Annotated in this window: 20 protein-coding genes, 2 tRNA genes and 1 other RNA gene; 11 read left to right on the top strand and 12 right to left on the bottom strand. The window is 71.2% G+C overall.

Annotation, left to right across the window (positions count from 1 at the left end; translation table 11 throughout):
• Window positions 1–3: 3 nt before the first annotated feature.
• Together J2W21_RS06610 and J2W21_RS06605 are read right to left on the bottom strand one after the other, a co-directional pair.
• Window positions 4–678, bottom strand: a complete 675-nt coding sequence (locus J2W21_RS06610) for a hypothetical protein (protein ID WP_307113701.1) — start codon at window positions 676–678, stop codon at window positions 4–6.
• On the bottom strand, window positions 675–1,175 hold the full coding sequence (locus tag J2W21_RS06605; RefSeq protein ID WP_307113700.1) for an acyl-CoA thioesterase: 501 nt from the start codon (window positions 1,173–1,175) through the stop codon (window positions 675–677). The genes J2W21_RS06610 and J2W21_RS06605 overlap by 4 nt, the downstream gene beginning before the upstream one ends.
• Before the next feature lie 82 nt (window positions 1,176–1,257).
• Between J2W21_RS06605 and J2W21_RS06600 the strand changes: the two genes are divergently transcribed.
• Entirely contained in the window at window positions 1,258–2,160 is a 903-nt protein-coding gene (locus tag J2W21_RS06600; protein WP_307113699.1) for an acyl-CoA thioesterase, read from the top strand.
• Between the two features lie 64 nt (window positions 2,161–2,224).
• Here J2W21_RS06600 and ettA read toward each other — a convergent pair whose 3' ends face one another.
• Together ettA and J2W21_RS06590 are read right to left on the bottom strand one after the other, a co-directional pair.
• On the bottom strand, window positions 2,225–3,907 hold the full coding sequence (ettA, locus tag J2W21_RS06595; RefSeq protein WP_307113698.1) for an energy-dependent translational throttle protein EttA: 1,683 nt from the start codon (window positions 3,905–3,907) through the stop codon (window positions 2,225–2,227).
• A 104-nt stretch (window positions 3,908–4,011) separates the two neighbouring features.
• Window positions 4,012–4,626, bottom strand: a complete 615-nt coding sequence (locus tag J2W21_RS06590; protein ID WP_307113697.1) for a single-stranded DNA-binding protein — start codon at window positions 4,624–4,626, stop codon at window positions 4,012–4,014.
• A 183-nt stretch (window positions 4,627–4,809) separates the two neighbouring features.
• Here J2W21_RS06590 and J2W21_RS06585 point away from each other — a divergent pair.
• Window positions 4,810–4,882, top strand: a tRNA-Arg gene (locus J2W21_RS06585).
• 92 nt (window positions 4,883–4,974) lie between these two features.
• On the opposite strand, the gene J2W21_RS06580 is transcribed toward J2W21_RS06585, so the two are convergent.
• On the bottom strand, window positions 4,975–7,935 hold the full coding sequence (locus J2W21_RS06580; protein ID WP_307113696.1) for a glycoside hydrolase family 2 TIM barrel-domain containing protein: 2,961 nt from the start codon (window positions 7,933–7,935) through the stop codon (window positions 4,975–4,977).
• Window positions 7,932–9,458 carry a polyprenol phosphomannose-dependent alpha 1,6 mannosyltransferase MptB gene (gene mptB, locus J2W21_RS06575; protein WP_307113695.1) on the bottom strand — a complete coding sequence of 509 codons (1,527 nt, stop codon included), beginning with the start codon at window positions 9,456–9,458 and terminating at the stop codon, window positions 7,932–7,934. The genes J2W21_RS06580 and mptB (J2W21_RS06575) overlap by 4 nt, the downstream gene beginning before the upstream one ends.
• A 223-nt stretch (window positions 9,459–9,681) precedes the next feature.
• Here mptB (J2W21_RS06575) and J2W21_RS06570 point away from each other — a divergent pair, with 223 nt between their 5' ends.
• Window positions 9,682–11,001 (top strand): glycosyltransferase 87 family protein, encoded by a 1,320-nt coding sequence (locus J2W21_RS06570; protein WP_373423084.1) that lies wholly within the window; start codon window positions 9,682–9,684, stop codon window positions 10,999–11,001.
• A gap of 76 nt (window positions 11,002–11,077) precedes the next feature.
• Here the strand turns inward: J2W21_RS06570 and mptB (J2W21_RS06565) are convergent, their stop codons facing one another.
• Window positions 11,078–12,637 carry a polyprenol phosphomannose-dependent alpha 1,6 mannosyltransferase MptB gene (mptB, locus tag J2W21_RS06565; protein WP_307113694.1) on the bottom strand — a complete coding sequence of 520 codons (1,560 nt, stop codon included), beginning with the start codon at window positions 12,635–12,637 and terminating at the stop codon, window positions 11,078–11,080.
• A 107-nt stretch (window positions 12,638–12,744) separates the two neighbouring features.
• Here mptB (J2W21_RS06565) and orn point away from each other — a divergent pair, with 107 nt between their 5' ends.
• The 3 genes from orn to def all read left to right on the top strand — a co-directional run bounded on the left by orn (window position 12,745) and on the right by def (window position 14,319).
• Window positions 12,745–13,398: an oligoribonuclease gene (gene orn, locus J2W21_RS06560; protein ID WP_307113693.1), complete on the top strand. Its 654-nt coding sequence runs from the start codon at window positions 12,745–12,747 to the stop codon at window positions 13,396–13,398.
• A gap of 116 nt (window positions 13,399–13,514) precedes the next feature.
• Window positions 13,515–13,587 (top strand) — tRNA-His (locus J2W21_RS06555).
• Window positions 13,588–13,713: 126 nt separating this feature from the next.
• Window positions 13,714–14,319 carry a peptide deformylase gene (gene def, locus J2W21_RS06550; RefSeq protein WP_307113692.1) on the top strand — a complete coding sequence of 202 codons (606 nt, stop codon included), beginning with the start codon at window positions 13,714–13,716 and terminating at the stop codon, window positions 14,317–14,319.
• Window positions 14,320–14,409: 90 nt separating this feature from the next.
• Here def and J2W21_RS06545 read toward each other — a convergent pair whose 3' ends face one another.
• The 3 genes from J2W21_RS06545 to rnpB form a co-directional block, all read right to left on the bottom strand.
• The gene (locus J2W21_RS06545; protein WP_307113691.1) at window positions 14,410–14,610 is read right to left on the bottom strand and encodes a hypothetical protein; all 201 of its coding nucleotides are present in this window, start codon (window positions 14,608–14,610) and stop codon (window positions 14,410–14,412) included.
• Between the two features lie 52 nt (window positions 14,611–14,662).
• Window positions 14,663–16,144: a glyceraldehyde-3-phosphate dehydrogenase gene (locus J2W21_RS06540; RefSeq protein WP_307113690.1), complete on the bottom strand. Its 1,482-nt coding sequence runs from the start codon at window positions 16,142–16,144 to the stop codon at window positions 14,663–14,665.
• 225 nt (window positions 16,145–16,369) lie between these two features.
• Window positions 16,370–16,768, bottom strand: an RNA gene (gene rnpB / locus J2W21_RS06535) — RNase P RNA component class A.
• A gap of 70 nt (window positions 16,769–16,838) precedes the next feature.
• On the opposite strand from rnpB, the gene J2W21_RS06530 reads away from it, so the two are divergent.
• The gene (locus J2W21_RS06530) at window positions 16,839–17,603 is read left to right on the top strand and encodes a YaaA family protein (RefSeq protein ID WP_307113689.1); all 765 of its coding nucleotides are present in this window, start codon (window positions 16,839–16,841) and stop codon (window positions 17,601–17,603) included.
• A gap of 16 nt (window positions 17,604–17,619) precedes the next feature.
• On the opposite strand, the gene J2W21_RS06525 is transcribed toward J2W21_RS06530, so the two are convergent.
• Both J2W21_RS06525 and J2W21_RS06520 read right to left on the bottom strand, forming a co-directional pair.
• Window positions 17,620–18,354 (bottom strand): zinc ribbon domain-containing protein, encoded by a 735-nt coding sequence (locus J2W21_RS06525; RefSeq protein ID WP_307113688.1) that lies wholly within the window; start codon window positions 18,352–18,354, stop codon window positions 17,620–17,622.
• A gap of 61 nt (window positions 18,355–18,415) precedes the next feature.
• Window positions 18,416–19,252 carry a Nif3-like dinuclear metal center hexameric protein gene (locus J2W21_RS06520; RefSeq protein WP_373423083.1) on the bottom strand — a complete coding sequence of 279 codons (837 nt, stop codon included), beginning with the start codon at window positions 19,250–19,252 and terminating at the stop codon, window positions 18,416–18,418.
• A gap of 168 nt (window positions 19,253–19,420) precedes the next feature.
• On the opposite strand from J2W21_RS06520, the gene msrA reads away from it, so the two are divergent.
• The 4 genes from msrA to J2W21_RS06500 all read left to right on the top strand — a co-directional run bounded on the left by msrA (window position 19,421) and on the right by J2W21_RS06500 (window position 23,377).
• Complete coding sequence (msrA, locus tag J2W21_RS06515) at window positions 19,421–19,945, top strand: peptide-methionine (S)-S-oxide reductase MsrA (RefSeq protein ID WP_307113686.1); 525 nt, start codon at window positions 19,421–19,423, stop codon at window positions 19,943–19,945.
• Window positions 19,946–20,032: 87 nt separating this feature from the next.
• Window positions 20,033–20,968, top strand: coding sequence for a cysteine synthase A (gene cysK, locus J2W21_RS06510; protein WP_307113685.1), 936 nt, complete (start codon window positions 20,033–20,035; stop codon window positions 20,966–20,968).
• Between the two features lie 43 nt (window positions 20,969–21,011).
• On the top strand, window positions 21,012–21,590 hold the full coding sequence (epsC, locus tag J2W21_RS06505) for a serine O-acetyltransferase EpsC (protein WP_307113971.1): 579 nt from the start codon (window positions 21,012–21,014) through the stop codon (window positions 21,588–21,590).
• Window positions 21,591–21,763: 173 nt separating this feature from the next.
• Entirely contained in the window at window positions 21,764–23,377 is a 1,614-nt protein-coding gene (locus tag J2W21_RS06500; protein ID WP_307113684.1) for a purple acid phosphatase family protein, read from the top strand.
• The last annotated feature ends 105 nt before the right edge of the window (window positions 23,378–23,482 follow it).

Genomic DNA, 23,482 nt, shown 5'->3' with positions numbered 1-23,482 from the left:
AGGCTAGGTGCCCGGCAGGACCGCCGGGCGCCGGCACAGCACGTGGCCCCGGCTCGAGGACAGGCGCGACCACGGACCGCAGGAGAACCGCTGCAGGTCCTCCCCTGGGGTGATGAAGCCGAGCATGTGGGCGGCGAAGGCGGCTCCGGCAGGGAGGACCGGGCACGGCCCGAGGTCGCGGCCCCACACCGCGGCACGCACGCCCTGCACCACAGCGGCGCCCGGCTGGTCCGGCACGATCGCGGCGACCTCCGAGATGCCCGCGGTCGCTGCGGCCCGCACGGCTTCGGCGTCGACCGCACCCTCCGGGGCCCACGGTCCACGCGGCGGGCTCACGGCCGCCCACGGCGCCCGCATCTGGGCGGGTGGGAGCTCGAGCTCGGTCCCCGATCCGCCAAGGCGCGCGAGTCGGTCGAACACCGAGGCCATCGAGACGGTCACATCAGCCTGGGCGGGCCGTGCCAGGCCAGCCGTCCGGAGCCCGATGACCGTCGGCACCGGCTCGCCGAGCGCCCGGGGCCCCATGACCAGCACGTAGGCTGCCATCACACTGCCCACTGCCTGGAGCCGCACCGCACCGTCCTCGATGGCCCGCGCCCGGGAGAGGAAGACCCGCAGATCCGCGACCGCGCGCGGATCGCCCAAGTCCAGCACCGTGTCCAGATCCGAGGTCCTCACGGCCGCCCCGTCTCGGCCGGAAGCGGCGGACGGCGGCGGAACGGCACGTCCGGGCCGGCGAAGTGGGCGAATTCTTCGCGCATCGCCTCGGGCAAACGCACGGGGCGGCCCGTCGCACGGCTCACGAGCACCATCGACGTCGAGCAGTTGGCGCACACGGCCCCGTCCTCGGGGTCGATCACGGTGTAGCCCAGGTCGAAGCTCGACCCGCCGACGCGCGTCACCCAGAGGTCCACTGCCACCGGCTCGCGACGGTACATGAGCGGTGCGAGGTATTCGATCTCGTGGCGCCCCACCAGGGTGAAGTTCTCCGGAGTCACCAGGTCCGCGAGGGTCCGGGCCCCGTGGTCCTCGCGGTGCGCGCTCCTGAGCGGCTCGCGGAGCCAGTGGACGCGCGCGTCCTCGAGGAACTGGAGGAACCGCACGTTGTTCACGTGGCCGTAGGAGTCGACGTCGCCGAAGCGCAGCTGGAGGGGAAACCGGTAGGCGGAGGGCATGGACCCATCTTCGCACCCGCCGAGGAGGCGCCTCGTCCCGGCCGGCTGGCAGCGGGCTGGCCCGTGCGTCTAATGTCGTGCCATGACGTCACCCGCGCGCCGTTCCGGGCCCACCGGAACCCTGCTGACCCTCCTCGACCTCGACGATCTGGGAGGTGCCCGCACCGACAAGGACGTGTTCGTCGGCCCGAGCGAGCGGCAGCCGCGCCACCGGGTCTTCGGCGGACAGGTCCTCGCGCAGAGCCTCGTCGCCGCCTCCCGCACGGTCACGGGCGACCGCCCCGTCCATTCCATGCACGCCTACTTCCTGCGCCCGGGCGACGCGGACAAGTCCATCACCTTCGGCGTCGAGCGGCTGCGGGACGGCCGCTCCTTCTCCGCGCGGCAGGTGCACGCCTACCAGGACGGGAACCCGATCCTGTCGATGATCGCCTCGTTCCAGGAGGAGTCGGAGGGCGTCGAGCACCAGTCGGCCATGCCGGAGGGGATCCCCGACCCGGAGTCCCTGCCCAGCACCGCCGACCTCCTGGGGGAGATCGACCATCCGGTGGCCCAGTACTGGGCGTTCGACCGCCCGTTCGACGTCCGCCACGTCGACCCGGCGATCTACATCTCCACGTCTGGCCCGCAGGTCGCCCGGAATGCCGTCTGGATGAAGACCATCGAGCCGATGCCCGACGACGACATGCTCCACCGCGCCGCGCTCGCGTTCGCGAGCGACTACACCCTGCTGGAGCCCGTCCTACGGCGCCACGGCCTTTCCTGGATCACCCCGGGGATGAGCGTGGCGAGCCTCGACCATGCCATGTGGTGGCACCGGCCGGTGCGGGTGGACGAGTGGCTGCTGTACGTCCAGGAGTCGCCCAGCGCCCAGGGCGCCCGCGGGCTGGGCGCGGGCAAGGTGTTCAACCGCCACGGGGTCCATGTCGCCAGCGTCGCGCAGGAGGGCATGGTCCGCCTGCCCTATCTGGAGGGCCCCGCCTAGGAACGCAGACGAGGGGAGGCCGGCCTCCGTGGCCGCCCTCCCCTCGTCCGTGTGTCCCCTGCCGTCAGTCGCGGGTGAGCTTGCGGTGGGTGACCCGGTGCGGCTTGGCCGCGTCGGGGCCGAGGCGCTCCACCTTGTTCTGCTCGTAGGACTCGAAGTTGCCCTCGAACCAGTACCAGTTCGACTCGTCCTCGTCCGTGCCCTCGTACGCGAGGATGTGCGTCGCAACGCGGTCGAGGAACCACCGGTCGTGGGAGACCACGACGGCGCAGCCGGGGAACTCGAGCAGGGCGTTCTCGAGGCTCGAGAGCGTCTCGACGTCGAGGTCGTTCGTGGGCTCGTCGAGCAGGAGGAGGTTTCCGCCCTGCTTGAGCGTCAGAGCGAGGTTGAGGCGGTTGCGCTCACCGCCGGAGAGCACGCCCGCCTTCTTCTGCTGGTCGGGGCCCTTGAACCCGAACGCCGAGACGTAGGCGCGCGAGGGCATCTCGACCTGGCCGACCTGGATGTGGTCGAGGCCGTCCGAGACGACCTCCCACAGGGTCTTGTTGGGGTCGATGCCGCCGCGGCCCTGGTCGACGTAGGAGATCTTGACCGAGTCGCCGATCTTCAGCTCGCCGCCGTCGAGGGGCTCGAGGCCGACGAGCGTCTTGAAGAGCGTGGTCTTGCCGACGCCGTTGGGCCCGATCACGCCGACGATGCCGTTGCGTGGAAGGGAGAAGGACAGGCCGTCGATGAGGACGCGGTCGCCGAAGCCCTTCTTGAGGCCCTTCGCCTCGATGACCAGCTGGCCGAGGCGGGGGCCTGGCGGAATCTGGATCTCCTCGAAGTCGAGCTTGCGGGTGCGCTCGGCCTCCGCGGCCATCTCCTCGTAGCGGGCGAGGCGGGCCTTGGACTTCGTCTGCCGCCCCTTCGCGTTCGACCGGACCCACTCGAGTTCCTCGGAGAGGCGCTTGGCGAGCTTCGCGTCCTTCTTGCCCTGGACCTCGAGGCGGGCGCGCTTCTTCTCGAGGTAGGTCGAGTAGTTGCCCTCGTAGGGGTAGAGCCGGCCGCGGTCGACCTCGCAGATCCACTGGGCGACGTGGTCGAGGAAGTAGCGGTCGTGGGTCACCGCGAGGACTGCGCCGGGGTAGTCCGAGAGGTGCTGCTCGAGCCAGAGGACGCTCTCGGCATCGAGGTGGTTGGTCGGCTCGTCCAGCAGCAGGAGGTCCGGCTTCTGCAGCAGGAGCTTGCACAGGGCAACGCGCCTGCGCTCCCCGCCCGAGAGGACCTTCACGTCGGCATCCGGCGGCGGGCACCGCAGCGCGTCCATGGCCTGCTCAAGCTGGGAATCGAGGTCCCAGGCGTCCGCGGCGTCGATGGCCTCCTGGAGCTTGCCCATCTCCTCGAGCAGCGCATCGTAGTCCGCGTCGGGGTTCGCCATCTCCTCGGAGATCTGGTTGAAGCGCTGGATCTTGCCGTAGATCTCGCCGACGCCCTCCTGCACGTTCCCGAGGACCGTCTTGTCCTCGTTCAGCGGGGGCTCCTGGAGGAGGATGCCGACGCTGTAGCCCGGGGAGAGCCGGGCCTCGCCGTTGGACGGGGTGTCGAGGCCCGCCATGATCTTGAGGATGGTCGACTTGCCCGCACCGTTCGGCCCCACGACGCCGATCTTGGCTCCGGGGAAGAACGACATGCTCACGTCGTCGAGGATGACCTTGTCCCCCACGGCTTTGCGGGCCTTGGTCATGGTGTAGATGAATTCCGCCATGGCCTTAAATCTAGTGCTTCGCGCGGGCGATCACACATCCGGGCACCGACCACGGGGAGCCCTTCCGGCCAGCCGTCCGGGCTCCCCTGCCCGCACCCGACTGCTCACGCGGACATGAGGCGCTCCCCGGAGCCAGCGTCCGCGCTCCCCTCGCCCCCGCGCTCGCCGTCCGGATCCCCTCCCGTGCAGGCCGCCGCCTCCTCGTGCCCGCCGGGGAACCCGCCATCCTCGCCGAAGTCCGGTGGCGCGCCGAGGAAGGGATCCTCGGGCTGCCCCTCGGGCCCGACCTCCCCCGTGACCGGGTCGACGACGCCGACGCCGTCCACCGCCTCGGCTGTGGGCGCAAGCGGCGCCGGTTCGTCCCTGCGCCGGTTCCACCGGCCCATGCCGAGGGCGAGGTCGTGTCCCACGGACGCGGCGATGATGTCCGCCTCCGTGCCGGGCGTCCCGTCGGCCCTTTCGAAGTTCCTGATCTGCAGCCGTCCCATGACGATCAGCCGGTGGCCCTTGCGGACGCTGTCCGCGACGTTCTCCGCCATCGGCCCATAGCACTGGATGTTGTACCAGCTCGTATGGTTGTCGACCCACGACTGGCGTTCGCGGTCGAACCGCCTGTCGTTCACCGACATCCGGAACCGGCAGTAGGGCGTGTTGTGCCGCGTGAGTCCCACCGTGGGCTCGGTGCCGACCCAGCCGCGCAGGGTGATCGTGTCGTTCATCTCAAGACCTCCAGTCCGAGGCCCTCCGGACTGGAGGGCTCGCCACCAGCCTGTCGGCGGGGCGGCCCGGGCAGAAGCGCCCGTGGCCCCTATGTGGACGGCGCGCGGGCCGCCTGGGCTGTGGAGGAGAAGTGGACGACGTGCGACAGCGCCGGGCGGCCCGGGATAGACTTTCACAGGCCCGCCCCAGTAGCTCAGAGGATAGAGCAGGAGCCTTCTAATCTCTTGGTCGGGGGTTCGATTCCCTCCTGGGGCGCTCGTGATGTCCCCGGGCCCTCGCCGCAGGATCCTGCGCGAGATCGACGGCACCCCCGGTCCGAGCACCGGGGGTGCCGTGCTGTCTCCGGCCTAGCCTGCGGCGCTGCCCAGGGCTGAGCCGTCGGCACGGAAGTCGAGCGAGAGCCGGAACCGGCGGGCGTCGAGACGGTACTGCGGCAGTTCCACGGGTCCGCAGGCGCCGCTGCCGAGGCCGTGATGCTCAGCGTCCAGGTTGACCCACAGCCAGTCCGGGTCCGGCACGAGGTCGGTCGGATGGGCCGCGGCGTCGAGGGCCTCGCTGGTCCACGGCCGGGCGGTGAAGATGAAGGGTGCGCCGGTGACCGTCAGCGAGGCCCCGCCGCCGGACAGCGCGGCCCGGCGCACGCCCCGGCGGGCACCGTTCTCCTGGGGCCGCACGCAGGGCTCCTGGAGCTCTGCCACATCCGCCCCGAAGCGTCCGTGGCGCACCGAGGCGAGCGCGTCCGGGTAGGACTCCCCCGGCCCCAGTCCCAGCCATTCGACATGGTCCAGCGCGGCGGGAACTGCCAGGCGCACGCCGAGGCGCGGAACCGGAACCTGCCAGGCGCCCAGAGGCGAGCCGACGACGTCGAGGTGCAGCCCGCCGTCGTGCGCGTGCCAGCGGTACTCCACCTCGTACCCCACGTCGCTGCCCGCCGGCATGACGTGGGAGACGACGCTCAGGGCCCCCTCCTCCTCGGCGACCGAGACGGTCCGATGCCGGAGCCTGTCGAGGCCCAGCTCCCGCCAGGCGGCGGCGGGAGCCGTCCCGGGGGCGCGCTCGTCGTTGTCAGTGGGCGCGCGCCACAGGTCCAGCCGGGGCCCGGCCATCGGGAGGCCGGCCAGCTCGGCCAGTCTCCCCGCGGCGTCGAAGCGGCCCAGGCCCAAGCGCCAGCCTCCACCGGCCAAGGGAAGCGACGGCGCGTCCCCGGCGGGCCTGCTCGGATGGCGGGGCTCCTCCTCCGGCCGGTCCAGCCTGGCCTGTCCGAAGGCGACCTCGTGCCCGGCCGGCGCCCACGGGGTGGGCTCCGCCAGGTGCGCGGACACCGTCAGCCACCGCTCGCGGCCCGTGGCCGGCCCCGGCGGCGCTGCGGCATCCGGCAGCGGGACGTCGGCGCAGCCTCCCGGCTCGAGCGCGGGGCCGTCGAGGGCCCCGGACGCGACGGTCTCGCCGTCGTCCTCGACGCGCCACCGGTAGGCGAGGTGGGAGGTGTCCTGGTGGGCCAGGCGCGAGCGGACGCGCACCCAGCCCGGGCGCGGTGCGAGCTCCACGGGAGCGTACGCCACGGCAAGCTCCGCGAGGCCGGACGAGGGGCGCCGGTCTGGGAAGAGGAGGCCGTCGGCGACGAAGTTGCCGTCGTGGACGTCTTCGCCGAAGTCGCCGCCATAGGCGAAGAACTCCGCGCCTGCGTTGGGGCCGGTGGCCGCCCGCTGGACGATGCCGTGGTCGATCCACTCCCAGACGAAGCCGCCGGCGAGCCGGGGATACGCGTCGAACAGCGCGGCGTACTCCGCGAGCCCGCCGGGCCCCGTCCCCATCGCATGGGCGTACTCGCACAGCACGAACGGCAGGGCCCGCCGGTGGGCATCCGCCGCGCGATCCGCGGCCGGCGGTTCCTCGCCGCGCCCGATGAGCTCAGTCTCGGCGTGGTCGGCGTACATGCGGGAGTACACATCGACGTAGGTGCTGTCCCAGTCGCCCTCGTAGTGGATGAACCGGTCCGGGTCCCGCTGCCGGGCCCAGCCGGCCATCGACTCGAGGTTCGCGCCCCGCCCGGATTCGTTGCCGAGCGACCAGCCGATGACGCACGCGTGGTTCTTGTCCCGCTCGACGGTGCGGGCCATCCGGTCCAGGTACGCCTCGCCCCAGACGGGTTCCCCGCTCGGATTGCGGTGCCAGCCGACCTTCTCGAAGCCGTGCGTCTCAAGGTCGCACTCATCGAGGACCCACAGGCCGTATTCGTCGCACAGGGCGAGGAAGCGCGCGTCGGGCGGGTAGTGGCTCGTGCGCACCGCGTTGACGTTGTGCCTCTTCATGAGCTCGACGTCCGCGCGCATCGTGTCCGGGTCGAGGGTGCGGCCCGTGCGCGGATGCCACTCGTGCCGGTTGACGCCCCGGAGCGCGAGGGGGGCGCCGTTGACGGTGAGCGTGGCGTCCTCGATGGCCACCGTGCGGAAGCCCACGGAGATCCGGACCGTCTCCCCCGCGGTCGACACGGTGCCGCGGTACAGGCGCGGCACCTCGGCGCTCCACGGCTCGACGCCGGGGAGCGCGAGCGGCTCGTTGGCCGGGGCGTCCACGCCCAGGGCGGGGATCCGGACGACGGCGCCTTCCGGGCCCTCGACGAGGAGGCGGCCCTCGCGGGTCGCGGCGTCGAAGCCGGCGTGCACGAAGAGGTCGTCGATCCCGTCCGCGGGCCGGTGCAGGAGGGCAACCGGGCGGAAGATGCCCGAGAGCCACCACATGTCCTGGTCCTCGAGGTAGGAGCCGGCGGACCACTGGTGGACCCGCACCGCGACGAGGTTCCCGGTGGGGCGCACACTGCCGGTGACGTCGAACTCGTGCACGAGGCGCGAGCCCATGGCGTCGCCGACCCGGTGTCCGTTGACGTAGACCTCGAAGGCCGAGTCCACGCCCTCAAAGCGGATGGTCCAGCGGCCCCCCGCAGGGGCGGCGGGCAGGTCGAAGCTGCGGCGGTACTCGCCTGTCGGGTTCTCATCCGGCACGTCGGGCGGGTCCACGGGGAACGGGTAGGTGACGTTCGTGTAGGCGGGTGCCGAGTACCGGGGCGGCCCGGGGAGGCCCTCGAGCTGCCAGCAGTGCGGGACCCGCACCCGGGCCCAGCCGCGGTCGTCGAAGCGTCCGTCCTCGAAGCCTGCGGTGCCCGCGGCGGTGGGGGAACAGCGGAAGGCCCACTCGCCGTCGAGCGGGAGGCTGACGGCGTCGGTGTCCAGGAGCGCCCGCGGAGGCAGCGCGCCGTGGTGCGGCGCGGTGTCGGCGTACCATGCGGGACGTTGCCTGGCAGCGGTCACGGGGTCCTGCTGCGGGAGGGGATCAGCGGCGCGAAGAGGACCCGGGTCTTCCAGTCCCACAGGACCATGTAGGCCACGAAGGCAACGCTCAGCACGATCGCCACGGCGCGCACCACGGCGAGGGGGATCCACTCGAAGACGTCGAGCTGGTCGGTGATCGCGATGACCGTGAAGAACACGGTCACGAGGTAGTAGGTCAGCAGCGGCCAGCCCTTCCGGACACCGACGAGGGCAAACAGCGCCATGAGCCACGTGATGTACCAGGGCTGGATCATCGAGGCGGTCATGACGACAGCAGTGAAGGCGAGGGCCATGCGGAGGAACACGTCCGCGCCCCGGCCCCGCACAATGAACCACAGGGCGATGACCGCTCCCACGATGGTCCCGACCCGCTTGATGAGCCCGGCCACGAGGTCCGGGTCCCCGCCGGCGAGCTGGGTGATGTCGCCGGCGATGACGGAGAGGAGACCGAACGGCGCGTACCAGATCCACAGCGTCCCGGGCGTGGCCATGGCGGGCACCCACCCGAACCAGAGGCCGGAGGCGGCCCCGGCGGCCGCAAGCAGAGCCAGGGAGATCGCCGCGGTCGCGGCCCAGCACGCGATGCGCCTGGCCCAGCCGGCGTCCCGCCCGGCCCAGATGAGGCCGATGAAGGGCAGCGCGAGGATGGTGATCGGCTTGATGAGGATGGACACCGTCACGATGACGACGGCGACCACGGGCCTCCGCCGGACGGCCGCGAGGAGCGCGAGGAGCAGCAGGCCGAGCATGAGCGCGTCATTGTGGATGCTGGCGACGAAGTTGATGACGAACAGCGGGTTGACCACCGTGAGCCAGAGCGTCTTGGACGCCCCGAGGCCGAAGTGCTCGGCGAGGCCGACCACGGCGACGGCGCACAGCGCCACGCCCCCGACCGCCACGAGGCGGAACAGCGCAATCGCCACCTCGAGGTTCCCGCCGCTGAGCCACACGATGCCCTGCTCGATCCACAGGAACAGCGGGCCATAGGGTGTCGGGGCCTCGGTCCACAGCGAGTCCGGGCCGAGGTTGTGGTAGTTGTTCAGCGCGGAGATGCCGTTCACATACGGATCCAGGCCGGCCGCCATCAGCCTGCCCTGGCCGATGTAGGCGTACACGTCCCGGCTCAGCAGCGGGAAGGTGACCATGAACGGGGCGCACCACAGGGCGGCGATCCGGACCACCACGCGGGGTTGCACGTCCGCCCAGTCCCCCACCCGCTGCCCGAGCCGGAGCCAGGCCCGCACGAGCAGGAGGCCGCCCGAGGCGACCAGTACCGTGCACAGCACCACGAGGACGGGGTTGTCCCGCAGGACGATGAAGAACGGCACCCGGATCAGCGAGGACCCGTTGGCCATCCAGCCCACGCCCAGGCCGCCTACGGCCATGGCGAGCGCCGAGGCCGCCCCCTGCCACACGGCAATGCGGCCCTCGCCCGGAAGCCCGGCGATGGTGCCGGCGGCGCGGGGGACGCTCAGGCTGCCGCCCACCGGAGGCTGAGGCATCAAGGTCCCTACTGTCTCGGAAGCGCTGGCTCGAAAAGCGCTGTCTCTCAAGCGCCGGACGGAGGCGCCCCGCTGGGCGCCTTCCCCGTCGGCATGACGTCCTCCCGATGCTATCAGCCGGCCGTCGCCGCCCCGGTGGTGGCGGGGCCCGCTGGTAGACTTGCGGGCGGTCGCGAGCCCCCGTGCGGCCCGCCGGCCCGTAGCGAGGAGAACAGCCATTTCCATTCAGCCTGCCCGCCCCGCGGACAAGAGCCAGCCCGCGGACGAGAGCCGCACCGCCCAGCCCCGCCGCCTCACCGCGTGGCTCCTCTCCCCCGCCGGCCTGCTGACCGGCTACCTCGCCGTCCACCTCGGGTACCTCGCCTACCTCTCCATCTTCGTCTTCCAGGGGCAGGCCTTCAGCGACACGAATATCTACCGTGCCTGGGCCGCCGAGGGCTTCCCCCAGAACGTGCAGCCCTCGCCCTGGGTGTACCCGATGGTCGGGCTCCTCCCGATCTGGATCTCCGGACTGGCCGGCCCGGGCCCCTTCCTCATCCTGTGGGTGGTGCTCACCTCGCTGCTCAACGGCGCCGCCCTCGGGATCCTCAGCGGCTGGGGCAGGAAGGTCGAAGGCGTGCGCGCGGGCTGGTGGTGGCTCGTGTTCATCACGCTCATGGGCCTGCTGGGCTTCGCCCGGGTCGACGGCGTGACCGCGCCGATTGTGCTCATGGGCCTGAGCCTCGGCGTCGCGAGCCCGTTCGCCGCCTCGGCCATCCTCGCCTTCGCCACCTGGATGAAGATCTGGCCCGCCGCCGCCCTGCTGCCGCTCTTCGCCGTGGTCAGGGACCGCTGGAAGGTGATGGTGGGCGCGGCGCTCGTCACCGCCGCCGTCGTCGCGGCCGCCGCGGCCCTCGGCGTGCTCGGCCACCTGCTCGACTTCCTCACCACCCAGGGCTCGCGCGGAATGCAGCTCGAGGCCACGTTCACGACGCCGTGGCTGTGGATGTCGGTGCTCGGACTCGGCGGCGCCCACATGTACATGAACACCGAGATCAACTCGATGCAGGTGGACGGGCCCGGGTCGACGGTGGCGTCGGCGCTCATGCAGCCGCTGTTCGTCGTGGTGGCCGCGGCCATCGCCGGGACCATCTTCTGGGCCCTGCACGAGGGGAAGAAGCGCGGGCACGAGGACCGCTCAGAGCTCCTGCTCGCCGGGGCGCTCGCCATGGTGAGCGCGTTCATCGTCTTCAACAAGGTCGGCTCGCCGCAGTTCATGGTCTGGCTCGGTCCGGTGGTCGCCCTCGGGATCGCGCAGGACCGGGCCGCATGGCGGGTGCCCGCGCGGCTCCTGCTCGGGATCGCGGTCGCGACCTACTTCATCTACCCGCTGTTCTACGATGCGCTCAGCCACAACAACCCGCTCATGGCCCTCGTCCTCACCGTGCGGAATGTGCTGCTCGTGGTCCTCTTCGTGTGGTCCGCGATCCGCCTGGTCCGGCTCGGACGGCGTGGCGCGCCTGCGGCGCTCCCGCGCGACGGGCGCGAGGCCGACGCCGCATAGCACCGGCGGCCGATGCCGCGAAGCCCCAGTCGGCGTCGGCCGCCCGGCGGCGGGGCCATGCCCCGCCGCCGGGCGGTCAGAACGGGCTGATCCGGCTGCTGCCCCGCTCACGCGGACGCTCGAACACGATGCGCCGGGTCTTCGGATCGAGCAGCACGAGGTAGGCGACGAACGCCAGCGCCACGAGCCCGGCGAGGGCATCGGGCGGGAGCGGGATGTTCACGAACCCGAACACGTGCAGCTGGTCCTGGGCGCCGAACACCACGAAGAACACCACGGTCAGGTACCAGAGTTTGACCTGCCAGTCGTCGCGGATCCCGGTCACTGCGACGAACGGGAAGAACCACAGGACGTACCACGGCTGGATGATCGGGCCGAGCACCACGATCGCCATGAAGGCCAGGCCCAGCCGGCGCACCGCCTGCCGGTCGTCGCCGCGGAAGATGAGCCAGACGGCCAGGGCGATCCCCGCCCATTTCAGCACGCCGCGGTAGACCTCTGCGGCGTGTCCGCCGTCGAGGCCCATTGCGCCGAGCACGGCAGCCACGATGTTGCTCGTGAACCCCGACGGCGTGTAGGCGATGAACCCGGGCGTCGGGTCGACGATGGCGTTGACCCAGCCGAATCCGAGGCCGTAGACGAGCGAGCTCACGGCGAACATGCCGAGGCAGATGAGCCCCGTCCCGGCCCAGCAGAGGAACTTGCGCGGCCACGAGGCGTGGGGGCCGGCCCAGAGGAGGCCGATGAACGGCAGGACCACCGCGGTGATCGGCTTGACGCCGATGGAGAGGGTCGTGAGGGCGATCCCTGCGAGCCAGTTGCCGCGCGCGGCGTAGTAGACGCCGGCGACGGCGAAGCCGATCATGAGCGCCTCGTTGTGGGCGCTCGCGATGCAGGAGATCAGGAAGAGCGGGTTGGCCACCGTCAGCCACACGGCGCGCGCGCCGTCCACTCCGTGGAGCTCGGCGAGGCGGTAGCCGTAGTACGCGCACAGCGCGACCCCGCCGAGCGCGAGGACGCGGAAGAGCAGGACGGAGAGGTCCGGCTGGCCCCCGGTGAGCTGCACGATCCAGCGTTCGAACCAGAGGAAGTAGGGCCCGTACGGGGTGCGGGTCGAGGCCCAGGACGGGTCCGTGCCCAGTTCGAGCCAGTTGTTCAGGCTCGAGATGCCGGTGTCGTAGGGGTTCAGGCCGGCCGCCATGAGCCTGCCCTGTCCCACATACGCGTAAACATCCCGCGAGTAGATGGGGACGGCGGCCATGAGCGGCAGCCCCCAGAGCAGGACGGCCGCGACCGTGGGGCGGATCGTCCCGGGCCCCCAGTGGCGCAGCCGCTGCCCGAGCCTCAGCCAGGAGCGGGTGAGGAGCATGGCCCCGATCACGAGCGCGATGATGCAGGCGGTGACGCCCCACGTCTCGGTCCGCAGCGTGATGAAGAGCGCCGTGCGGTTGAACTGGGAGGCGTCCGCGAGCCATCCGACGCCGAAGGAGCCGACCACGATCAGGAGGGAGCCGACGAATCCCTGGCCGAGCGCCCAGTGCGGGGGCTGGTTCACGCCCGCCGGAGGAACCGACGTCCACAGGGATCCCAGCCGCTCGAGAATCCTCCCGGGCAGAGCAGGGCGCTGTGAGGACATGGGTCACCCCTTCGGTCGGTGCGGGAGAGGCTCATTCTAGCATCGGCCCCCCTCGCGGAGACTGGCGGGAACCGGAGACGGGCCCCGGCTGGCGGTAGTCTGGGCGGGTGCCCATCAGCAACGAACACATCGTCTGGATCGACTGCGAGATGACCGGCCTCGACCCGGTTGCCGACGCCCTCATCGAGGTGGCCGTCCTCGTCACGGATTCAGAGCTCAACGTCCTCGGCGACGGAGTCGACGTCGTCATCAAGCCCTCCGACGAGGCCCTGGCCGGCATGGGGGACTTCGTCCGCGCCATGCACACCGAATCGAAGCTCCTCGACGAGCTGCCCCGGGGCATGACGATGGAGGCCGCCCAGGCGGAGGTCATGGCCTACATCCGCACCTGGGTCAAGGAGCCGAACAAGGCCCAGCTCGGCGGCAACTCGGTGGGGACCGACCGGATCTTCCTGGCCCGGGACATGCCTGAGGTGATCGAGTACCTGCACTACCGGGTCATCGACGTCTCGACCATCAAGGAGCTGGCCCGGCGCTGGTACCCGCGGGCCTACTTCCAGTCCCCGCCCAAGACCGGCAACCATCGCGCCCTGGGCGACATCCGCGATTCCATCGACGAGCTGCGCTACTACCGGGAAACGGTGTTCGTCCCCGCGCCGGGCCCCGACTCCGCGGCGGCCCGGGAGGCCGCGGAGCGGATCTCCTCGGGGGCGACCGGGGCCGAGGCGCCCGCGAGCCCGGAGGCAGCGGAAAAAAGTTAGGCCAGACCGGCCTTTTTGGTCATGAGCACCGCCGCGGAGCAGGTAGACTATTTCTCGTTGCTTTCACGGGGAAGGACGGCTGAGCCAGCTCGGCCCTTTCCCGGACAGCGTGCGCGGTGGGTATAGCTCAGTTGGCAGAGCGTCTGGTTGTGGTCCAGAAGGTCGCGGGTTCGAGCCCCGTTACTCACCCCGAAGAGGCCGGGTCTCCGGCTACCACGAGGCCGCCGGGATTGTCCCCGGCGGCCTCGTCGTTGTCCCCGCCGTCCCGACGATCCGTGCGGGCGAATGCCCCCGGCACAGAACAGGAGCCGCTCCGTGGCCGTCCGTCCCATCACCATCTGGGGGGAGCCTGTGCTCCACCGCCGCGCCTCCGAGGTCACGGAGTTCGACGACGCCCTGCGCGCCCTGATCGAGGACATGCACGAGACGAACGAGGCCGCCCACGGCGTGGGCCTGGCCGCTCCGCAGATCGGGGTCGGGCTTCGGGTGTTCGTGTACAAGTTCACCAATGACGACGGGGTTCCGCCCCGCGGTGCGATCGTCAACCCGCGCCTGACGCTCTCCAAGGTTCCGGGCGCAGCACCGGACCCCGAGGAGGACGAGGAAGGCTGCCTCTCGTTCCCGGGAGAGGGCTACCCGCTGCAGCGCGCCGACTGGGTCAAGGTCGAGGGGTTCGACGGCGAGGGGCAACCGCTCGAGTTCGTCGCGACGGGCTGGTTCGGCAGGGTCATGCAGCACGAGTACGACCACCTCGACGGCAAGCTCTACGTCGACCGCCTGATCGACCGGTACGCGAAGAAGGCCCGGCGGGCCGCGCGGAAGCACGGGTGGGGCGTGCCGGGCCTGACCTGGATGCCCGGAGTGGATCCGGACCCGTTCGGCCACGATGACCACGACCACGACGTGCACGAGCACATCTGAGGCGCGGCCCCCCAAGGGCCGTCTGACGGACGCGAAGGGCGCCGCACCCAGCTGGGTGCGGCGCCCTTCATGCATCGGGTCGGGGCGGTCCTACTGCTCTCGGATCACCCGCTGGAGGTCCTCGTCCGCCGCCCGCTGGAGCTCCTCCAGCTGGGCGACGCGCTCGGGGGTCACGTCCCCGTGCGCGAGGGCCGCCTTCGCGTGGTCCACGAGCAGCTTTGCCTGCTTGGCGTTGGCCTTGGCCACGTCGAGCGCGTGCTCGAGCGTGCTCTCATGCTCTGTTGCATCCATAGGGGCATCTTGCCCCCGGGACACACGCCGAATCCAGCATCCCCGCCGATTGCTACCGAGATGTTGCCAGGGTGTACTCGTCGGCGGCGGTCTGCACGGGGAACGACGGGGCGTGGTCGCCGGCCATGTCCTCGAGGACGCGGACCACCTGCGAGCTGTAGCCGAACTCGTTGTCGTACCAGACGTACAGCACGAGGTTCTTCCCGGTCGAGATCGTGGCGAGGCCGTCGACGATCCCGGCGCGGCGGGAGCCCACGAAGTCGCTCGAGACGACCTCGGGCGAGTCGATGTAGTCGATCTGCTTGCGCAGGTCGGAGTGCAGCGACATCTCACGGAGGTACGCGTTCACCTCGTCCTTGGTGGTCTCGTTCTCGAGGCTGAGGTTGAGCACCGCCATCGAAACGTCCGGGGTGGGGACGCGGATCGCGTTGCCGGTGAGCTTGCCGGCCAGCTCGGGCAGGGCCTTCGCCACGGCCTTGGCCGCACCGGTCTCGGTGATCACCATGTTGAGCCCGGCGGCACGGCCGCGGCGGTCGCCCTTGTGGAAGTTGTCGATGAGGTTCTGGTCGTTCGTGAAGGAGTGCACGGTCTCGACGTGGCCGTGGACCACCCCGTACTTGTCGTTGATGGCCTTCAGGACCGGCGTGATCGCGTTGGTCGTGCACGAGGCGGCCGTGACGATCCTGTCGTCGGCGGAGATCGAGGTGTGGTTGATCCCGTGCACGATGTTCGGCAGGTCGCCCTTGCCCGGGGCGGTCAGGAGCACGCGGGCCACGCCCTTGCTCTGCAGGTGCTGGGCCAGGCCCTCCGCGTCGCGCCACTTGCCGGTGTTGTCGACCACGATCGCATCGTTGATGCCGTACTGCGTGTAGTCGACGGTGGCGGGGCTGTCCGAGTAGATGACCCGGATCAGGGTGCCGTTGGCGAGGATCGTGCTGTTCTCCTCGTCGACCGTGATGGTGCCCTCGAAGGCGCCGTGCACGGAGTCGCGCCGCAGCAGGCTCGCGCGCTTGACGAGGTCCTTGTCGGAGCCCTTGCGGACCACGATGGCGCGCAGGCGAAGGCCGGCGCCGCCGCCGGCGTGCTCGATGAGGATGCGCGCGACGAGGCGGCCGATGCGGCCGAAGCCGTAGAGCACCACATCGGTGCCCGTGCGCGGGTCGGCGCCGTGCTTGCCCACGATCTCGGAGAGTTCGGCGCGCAGGAAGTCCTCGAGCGCCAGGGCCTGCCCCTCGGCGCGGAACGCCTCGTTCAGGCGTGCGATGTCGATCGAGGCCGCACCGAGCTCGAGCGTGTCGAGGGCCCTGAGGATCGGGAGCGTCTCCTCGAGGGCAAGCTCCTCGCTGTCGATCTGGCGCGCCCAGCGGTGGGCCTTGAGCAGTCCGACCACGGACTGGTTGATGAGGCTGCGGCCGTGGACCGAGGTCACCACGTTGTTCTGCCGGTAGAGCCGGCCGATGACCGGGATCATCTCCTCCGCGGCGGCCTCGCGCCCGATCCATGTGCCGAGTGCGGTTTCCGTCGTTGTGCTCACACAGGTGCCTTTCTCTGCTTCTCGCACGCCGTCGTGCGATGCCCGCCGTGGATGTCCAGGGGTTTGGTCGGCGGGCATGAAAAGAGCCGGTCCTGCGATCGCAGAGCCCGGCCCGTGGAGAACTTCTACGTTCATTTCCAGTGTACGTGCGGAGGCTCAGGGGCGGGACCGGGAGGGCTGTGAAGTCACTCACAGGCTCTCGGTTCTGCCCGCCGCCGCGAAGTGAGGACAGGCCGGCCTGTGAGCCGGGTTCTGTCTCCGCGCCGGGTTGCCCCGATGCGGGAGGCGACCATCCATCTAGGACCGCCGTTGCCGGCGGCCTCGAGCGGCCTACCCGGGCGCTCGGGCGGGCAGCCCTCGAACGCGCCCTGTCTGGCCTTGCTCCGGGTGGGGTTTACCGAGCCTCCCCGGTCACCCGGGGAGCTGGTGGTCTCTTACACCGCCGTTTCACCCTTACCGCGGGCGCGGCGCCAGGCGCCTGTCCGCGGCGGTCTGTTCTCTGTGGCACTGGCCTGCGGGTTTCCCCGAGTGGGCGTTACCCACCACCCTGCCCTGCGGAGCCCGGACTTTCCTCGCGGCGCCCTGGCATGCACCAGAGAGCCCCGCGGTCGCCCGGCCGACCTGTCCTCGAGCTCCCAGTCTATAGGGCCGAGGGCCGGCTGCGCGTGCCGCGCCCGCCGGGTACGATGCCGTGGTGCTCATCCTGCTTCCGCCCTCCGAGGGAAAGACGCCCGCGTCCTCCGGCCCCGCTGTCGACCTCGGCTCGCTGAGCTTCCCTCAGCTCGAGGTGGCGCGCAAGGAGGCGATGGAGGCGCTCGCCGAGGTGAGCGGGCGGGAGGATGCCCTCGCGGTCCTCGGAGTCGGGGCGTCGCTCGCGCACGACGTCGAGCGGAACCGGCGGCTCGCGACCGAACCGGCGGCTCCGGCCCACGCCGTGTACTCGGGGGTGCTGTACGAGGCCCTCGGCTACGCGGGCCTGACCCCGGCGCAGCGCCGCCGGGCCGACGAGTGGGTCGTGGTCGTCTCCGCCCTGTGGGGCGCGGTGGGCTTCGCGGACAGGGTCCCGGCGTACCGGCTCTCGATGTCGGCCTCGCTGCCCGCGCTCGGGCGGCTCGCCGGGTACTGGAAGCCGCTCCTCGCCGAGGCCCTCGCGGACCGCGCGGCCGGAGAGCTCGTCGTGGACTGCCGCTCGAGCACGTACGCCGCAGCCTATGCTCCCCCGCCGGCCGCGACCGTCACGGTGGACGTGGTCAGGGAGCGGGACGGGAAGCGCAGCGTCGTGAGCCATTTCGCGAAGCACCACCGGGGAGACCTGGTCCGGCACCTGCTCACGCGGCGAGGCAAGGCGCCGTCGACGCCCGAGGCCCTGCTCGCCGTCGCGCGCGAGAAGTGGGAGGCGGAACTCGTCCCGGGCACGGCGCGCCGTCCGCACTCCCTCGTACTCGTGCTCAGGGACTGAGGGCAGGAACCGTCGCTCAGGCCCACTCGGGCGAGCGGACCAGGATGCAGCCGGAGTCCGGGCAGAACACCACCTCGTCCTCGGCGGCGTTCCGGATCGAGGCGAGGTCCCCGGGGCTGAGCGCCATGCCGGAGCCCTCGGAGGTGCCGTGGAAGAGGCGCGCGGCGCCCACTCCCCGCTTGGCCAGCGTCTTCTCGTAGATCCCCACGAGCCCGGGCTCGATGCCCTGCACGTACGCGGCCCGCTCCTCGGCCGCCGCGGCGCGCTCTGCGGCGATCTCCGCGAGCGCCGCGTCGAGCTCTGCGCGGAGCTCCTCGCCCGCGCCGCGGGCATCGCCGAGGGCCTCGGCCGCCGTGCCCTGCGCCGAGCGCAGCCCGTCGAGCCTCTCGAGGACCTCGAGCTCGGCGTCCTCGAGGTCGCTCTGGCGCGCGCGGAGGCCCGCGATGTCCTTCTGGAGCGCCTCGAGGTCCTTCGACAGTCCGCCCGCGTAGAGGCGGTCCTCGTCCCGCGCGATCCGGGTGGAGGCCTCGGAGACCTTCGCCTCGATCCCGGCGAGCTCCGCCTCTGCCTCGGCCACGGCCCGGTCGGCGTCCTGCACCGCCGCGGAAGCCTGCTCGAGCGCCGCCTTCGCGGGGCCGAGCCGGGGGTCCGTCTGCAGGCTCCGGCGGCGCACGTCGAGGGAGCGCAGCCGCGCGTCGAGGGCCTGCAGCCCGAGGAGCTTGAGCTGTTCGGCGGCCGGGGCCTTGGGCATCGTTCCTCCTTAGGGGCCGCTGCCCGGGGGAGCTGGGCGGAGGCGGCCGGTGGCTGCGACTCTATCCCTCGCCCGGGGTGAGGATGAAGTCCCAGGGATCGGTGTTGATCGTCGAGACCCTGATGTCAAGGCTGTGGCCCTGGTCGGTGAGGACGTTGTCGAGCGCGGACGCGGCGGCGGGGAGCCACAGCCATTCGCTCGCGAAGTGGCTGACGTCGATGAGGTAGGGGCGCCCGTCCGGGGACGCCTCCCGCGCTTCGGAGGCGGGGTGGTGGCGCAGGTCCGCGGTGATGTAGACGTCGGCCTCGGCCGCCCGGACGGCGTCGAACATGCTGTCCCCCGCGCCGCCGCAGACCGCGACGCGGCGCACGAGCCCGTCGCGGTCGCCGGAGACGCGGACACCGCCGGCCACCGCCGGCAGGATGCCGAAGAGCCGTCCGGCGAGGTCGCCCAGGCTCGTGATCTCGGCGAGGTCTCCCACGCGCCCGATCCCCTCCTCTGGCAGCCCGTTGGCGGCCTTCGTCAGCGGGGCGACGTCGTCGAGCCCCAGCGCGTCCGCGAGCACGTCGGAGACGCCGCCCACGGCGGAGTCCCCGTTCGTGTGGACGCTCACGAGCGCGGTGCCCGACTCGATGAGGCGGTGCACGGCGCGGCCCTTGGGGGTGTTCGCGGCGACGCTCGTGACCCCGCGCAGCAGCAGCGGGTGGTGGGCCACGACGAGGTCGGCCTCCCAGGCAGCGGCCTCCTCGATGACCTCCAGGACCGGGTCGACGCAGAACAGGATCCTGCGCACCGGCTGGGAGGGGCGCCCCGTCACGAGGCCGACTGCGTCCCAGCCCTCGGCGAGCGACTCGGGCCAGAGCTCCTCGATGGCCAGGAGCACGTCGGCGAGCGTCACCCCCTCTGCTGGCGCGGCGCCGGGAGTGCCCTCCGGGGCCTCGTCGCCGCCGGTCTCGGCGCTGGGGCGGGTGGACACGTCCTCCAGCGGGGCGGGGCCATTCTGCTCTGTCACGAGGCGAGGTCCTCTCTCGGGAATCTTCCGCGGGCTGCGGACATTGTAGGCAGCATGAAGACTTTCATTCTGGGCGGCGGCTGCTTCTGGTGCCTCGACGCGGTCTACCAGAAGACCCGCGGCGTCTCCTCCGTGGTCTCGGGCTACACCGGCGGCCACTTCCCCGACCCCGACTACTACAGCGTGTGCTCAGGGATGACGGGCCACGCCGAGGTCGTCGCGGTCACGTTCGACGAGGAAGTCATCCCAGAGGAGACCGTGCTGGACCTGTTCTTCGTCCTGCACGATCCGACCACGCCCAACCGGCAGGGCTACGACGTCGGCACCCAGTACCGCTCGTCGATGTTCTACCTGACAGACGAGGAGAAGGACCTGTTCGAGCGGGCGATCGAGCGCAACCAGCCGCTGTGGAACGCCCCGATCGTGACCGAGGTGAGCCGGGCGAGCACGTTCTACCCCGCCGAGGACTTCCACCAGGACTACTACGCGAAGAACCCGGACGCGGGCTACTGCAGCGTGATCATCAATCCCAAGCTCGCCAAGGCCAGAAAATATTACTCGCGGTGGCTGACCTCCTAGTCGCGCTTCGGCGCGCTGGCTAGGCTGAAGCCGCAGCCGGCCCCTACGGTCTGACTGTCACGCCCATTTCCAGAAAGCTAAGGACTCATGGCACGCATCTACGACGACGTCACGCAGCTGGTCGGCAACACCCCCCTGGTCCGGCTCAACCGGCTCACGGAAGGCCTGGAGGCCCAGGTCGCGGTCAAGCTCGAGTTCTACAACCCGGCCAACAGTGTCAAGGACCGCATCGGCGTGGCCATCATCGATGCTGCCGAGAAGGCGGGCGCGCTCAAGCCGGGCGGGACGATCGTGGAGGGCACCTCCGGCAACACGGGCATCGCCCTGGCCATGGTGGGCGCCGCCCGCGGCTACAAGGTGATCCTCACGATGCCCGAGACGATGTCCACCGAGCGCCGCGTGCTCCTGCGCGCGTACGGCGCCGAGATCGTGCTCACCCCGGGCTCGGACGGCATGCGCGGCGCCGTCGAGAAGGCCCAGGAGATCGTCGCCAACACCGAGAACTCGATCTGGGCCCAGCAGTTCGCGAACCCGGCCAACCCGGAGGTCCACCGGGCCACCACGGCCGAGGAGGTCTGGAACGACACCGACGGCGGCGTGGACATCTTCGTCAGCGGCATCGGCACCGGCGGCACCATCACCGGCGTCGGCCAGGTGCTCAAGGAGCGCAAGCCGGGTGTGCAGGTCGTGGCCGTCGAGCCGAAGGACTCCGCCATCCTCAATGGCGGCCCGGCCGGCCCGCACAAGATCCAGGGCCTGGGCGCGAACTTCGTGCCCGAGATCCTCGACACGAATGTGTACGATGAGGTGCTCGACGCGACCCTCGAGGACTCCGTCGAGGTGGCCCGGGCGCTCGCCGCGCAGGAGGGCATCCTCGGCGGAATCTCCTCCGGCGCGATCGTCTGGGGTGCGCTCGAGCTCGCCAAGCGTCCGGAGAACAAGGGCAAGCTGATCGTCGCCGTCGTGTGCGACTTCGGCGAGCGCTACATCTCCACTGTCCTGTACGACGACATCCGCGGCTAGGGGCCCGGGCTCCGGGCTCGGCAGAAGGAAACCTGTGTCTCTGATCAAACGCACGGTGGCGCGGCTGAAGGAGGACCTTCAGTCCGCGGCGGCGCACGACCCTGCCGCCCGCGGCAACGTCGAGAACTTCCTCGCGTACTCCGGGCTGCACGCCATCTGGATCCACCGCCTCACCCACGCGATGTGGCAGCGCGAGGAACTCCGCTTCCCGGCGCGCCTGATCTCCCAGGCCGGCCGTTTCCTCACCGGCATCGAGATCCACCCCGGCGCGACGATCGGGCGCAGGTTCTTCATCGACCACGGGATGGGTGTGGTGATCGGGGAGACCGCCGAGATCGGCGACGACGTCTTCCTGTACCACGGGGTCACCCTGGGCGGGCGGTCGCTCGCGAAGGTCAAGCGGCACCCCAACATAGGGGACGGCGTGACCATCGGCGCGGGCGCGAAGGTCCTCGGGCCGATCACCATCGGGGCCGGGAGCGCCGTGGGCGCCAACGCGGTGGTGGTCAAGGACGCGCCGCCCAACTCGATCGTCACGGGCGTGCCCGCGACCTGGCGCCACCGGGACGCGGCGAAGGAGACGAAGCCTGCCGTGGACCCGGCGGAGTACTACTACATCTAGCCCGCGTCCGGGCTGCCGAGCGAGCAGGCCGCAACCACGCACGACGGCGCCGCTCCCCCGCGCGGGGTGCGGCGCCGTCGTCGTGCGCGGACGCCCCCGAACGTCTCCGGACGGCCACCGCGCGTTAAGGCGCGGTTGGCCCAGTCCGCACCCGCGCGCGCCATGCTCGGCGCATGACGAACCCCCCTGAGAATTCCCCCGTCACCCGCCGGCGCCTGCTCGTGGGCGCCGGCCTCGCCGCCGCCGCCGGGGCTGCCGGCTTCGCATCGCCGGCCCAGGCCGCCCCGGCGTCGGACAAGGACCTCCCCGGCTCGCTCTCCGCGTCCGAGCCGGCCGCCGTCCCGACGGTCGACGGCCTGCACCTCCAGTTCGGCTCGGACGCCTCGCGCGAGATGGTCGTCTCGTGGCACACGCTACAGCCGGCCCGCGACCCGCGGGTGGTCCTGGGCGACGGGCACGGCACGTTCACCCAGGCGGTCGGAGCGACGACCCGCAGCTACGTGGACGCGAAGTCCGGCCGGACCGTGTACGCCCACCACGCGGTCCTGACGGGGCTCGCCGCGTCGACCGGCTACCTCTACGCGGCGGTCCACGACGGAGCCGCGCCGCAGTTCGGCACCTTCACCACCGGGCCGCGCGGCCGCGCCCGCGTGACCTTCACGAGCTTCGGCGACCAAGGCACCCCCACCCTCGGCAAGAAGCTGGGCACCTCATGGACCAACGACAACCTCGGCTCCCCGGCCGCCGGCGACACGACCGGCGGCGTCGAGCGGGTCCAGCCCATGTTCCACCTCTTCAACGGAGACCTCTGCTACGCGAACCTCGCCACGGACCGGATCCGCACGTGGTGGGACTTCTGGGCCAACAACTCCCGTAGCGCCCGAAACCGGCCGTGGATGCCCTCGGCCGGCAACCACGAGAACGAGCTCGGCAACGGTCCCATCGGCTACGCGGCCTACCAGACGTACTTCCAGGTTCCCGAAGCCTCGGGGCAGACGGACGTGACGCGCGGGCTGTGGTACAGCTTCACGGTCGGCGCGGTGCGGGTCATCTCGGTCGCGAACGACGACGTGTGCTACCAGGACGGCGGCAACTCCTACGTGCGCGGCTACTCGGCCGGTGCGCAGAAGGCCTGGCTCGAGAAGGAGCTCGCTGCGGCCCGCGCGGACCGTGACGTTGACTGGATCGTCGTGTGCATGCACCAGGTGGCGATCAGCACCGCCAACAACTTCAACGGCGCCGACCTCGGCGTCCGGCAGGAGTGGGTGCCGCTGTTCGACAAGTACGGCGTCGACCTCGTGGTGTGCGGGCACGAGCACCACTACGAGCGCTCGCACCCGATCCGCGGGCACGAGGCGAACCAGACGATGACCCCGGTGCCGGCCGCCACCGACACGCGGACCATCGACACAACCAAGGGCACGGTGCACATGATCCTGGGCGGCGGGGGGACCTCAGCTCCGTCGAACCAGCTCCTGTTCACCCCGCCCGAGTGCCGGGTCATCGTCTCGGTCTCGGACCAGCCGGATCCGACGACGCACCACCGGGTCCCCGTCTACGTGCACGAGCCGGCGGCCTGGTCCGCCGTGCGGGACGCCGCGAACTCCTACGGCTTCGGCGCGTTCGAGGTCGACCCCGGGAAGCCCGGCGGGGACACCACGATGACGGTCACCTACTACAACGTCACCGGGGTGGGCGGGGGCCTCGAGGCCTTCGAGACCTTCACGCTGCGCCGCCCCCGCTCCGATGCGGGGCGGCCGCCGCACGCTCCCGGCCAGCAGGGCTGACGCCGCCGCGCCGCCCCATTGTCCCGCGCACGACGGCGCCGCTCACCTCGTGCGGTGAGCGGCGCCGTCGTGATGCCGCAGGTGGCTCCCCGATCAGCGGGGGGC

It is taken from the genome of Sinomonas atrocyanea (genome assembly GCF_030811715.1).
GTDB lineage: Bacteria > Actinomycetota > Actinomycetes > Actinomycetales > Micrococcaceae > Sinomonas > Sinomonas atrocyanea_A.
Note: the sequence above shows the minus strand (reverse complement) of the source record. Positions and strands in the feature narration are given on the sequence as shown.

Coding starts and splice junctions, on each gene's coding strand:
- J2W21_RS06600 (WP_307113699.1), top strand. CDS start 1,258: ATGACGTCACCCGCGCGCCGTTCCGGGCCCACCGGAACCCTGCTGACC.
- J2W21_RS06525 (WP_307113688.1), bottom strand. CDS start 18,354: ATGCCCAAGGCCCCGGCCGCCGAACAGCTCAAGCTCCTCGGGCTGCAG.
- cysK (WP_307113685.1), top strand. CDS start 20,033: ATGGCACGCATCTACGACGACGTCACGCAGCTGGTCGGCAACACCCCC.
- J2W21_RS06605 (WP_307113700.1), bottom strand. CDS start 1,175: ATGCCCTCCGCCTACCGGTTTCCCCTCCAGCTGCGCTTCGGCGACGTC.
- msrA (WP_307113686.1), top strand. CDS start 19,421: ATGAAGACTTTCATTCTGGGCGGCGGCTGCTTCTGGTGCCTCGACGCG.
- ettA (WP_307113698.1), bottom strand. CDS start 3,907: ATGGCGGAATTCATCTACACCATGACCAAGGCCCGCAAAGCCGTGGGG.
- J2W21_RS06545 (WP_307113691.1), bottom strand. CDS start 14,610: ATGGATGCAACAGAGCATGAGAGCACGCTCGAGCACGCGCTCGACGTG.
- mptB (WP_307113695.1), bottom strand. CDS start 9,458: ATGCCTCAGCCTCCGGTGGGCGGCAGCCTGAGCGTCCCCCGCGCCGCC.
- mptB (WP_307113694.1), bottom strand. CDS start 12,637: ATGTCCTCACAGCGCCCTGCTCTGCCCGGGAGGATTCTCGAGCGGCTG.
- J2W21_RS06500 (WP_307113684.1), top strand. CDS start 21,764: ATGACGAACCCCCCTGAGAATTCCCCCGTCACCCGCCGGCGCCTGCTC.
- J2W21_RS06590 (WP_307113697.1), bottom strand. CDS start 4,626: ATGAACGACACGATCACCCTGCGCGGCTGGGTCGGCACCGAGCCCACG.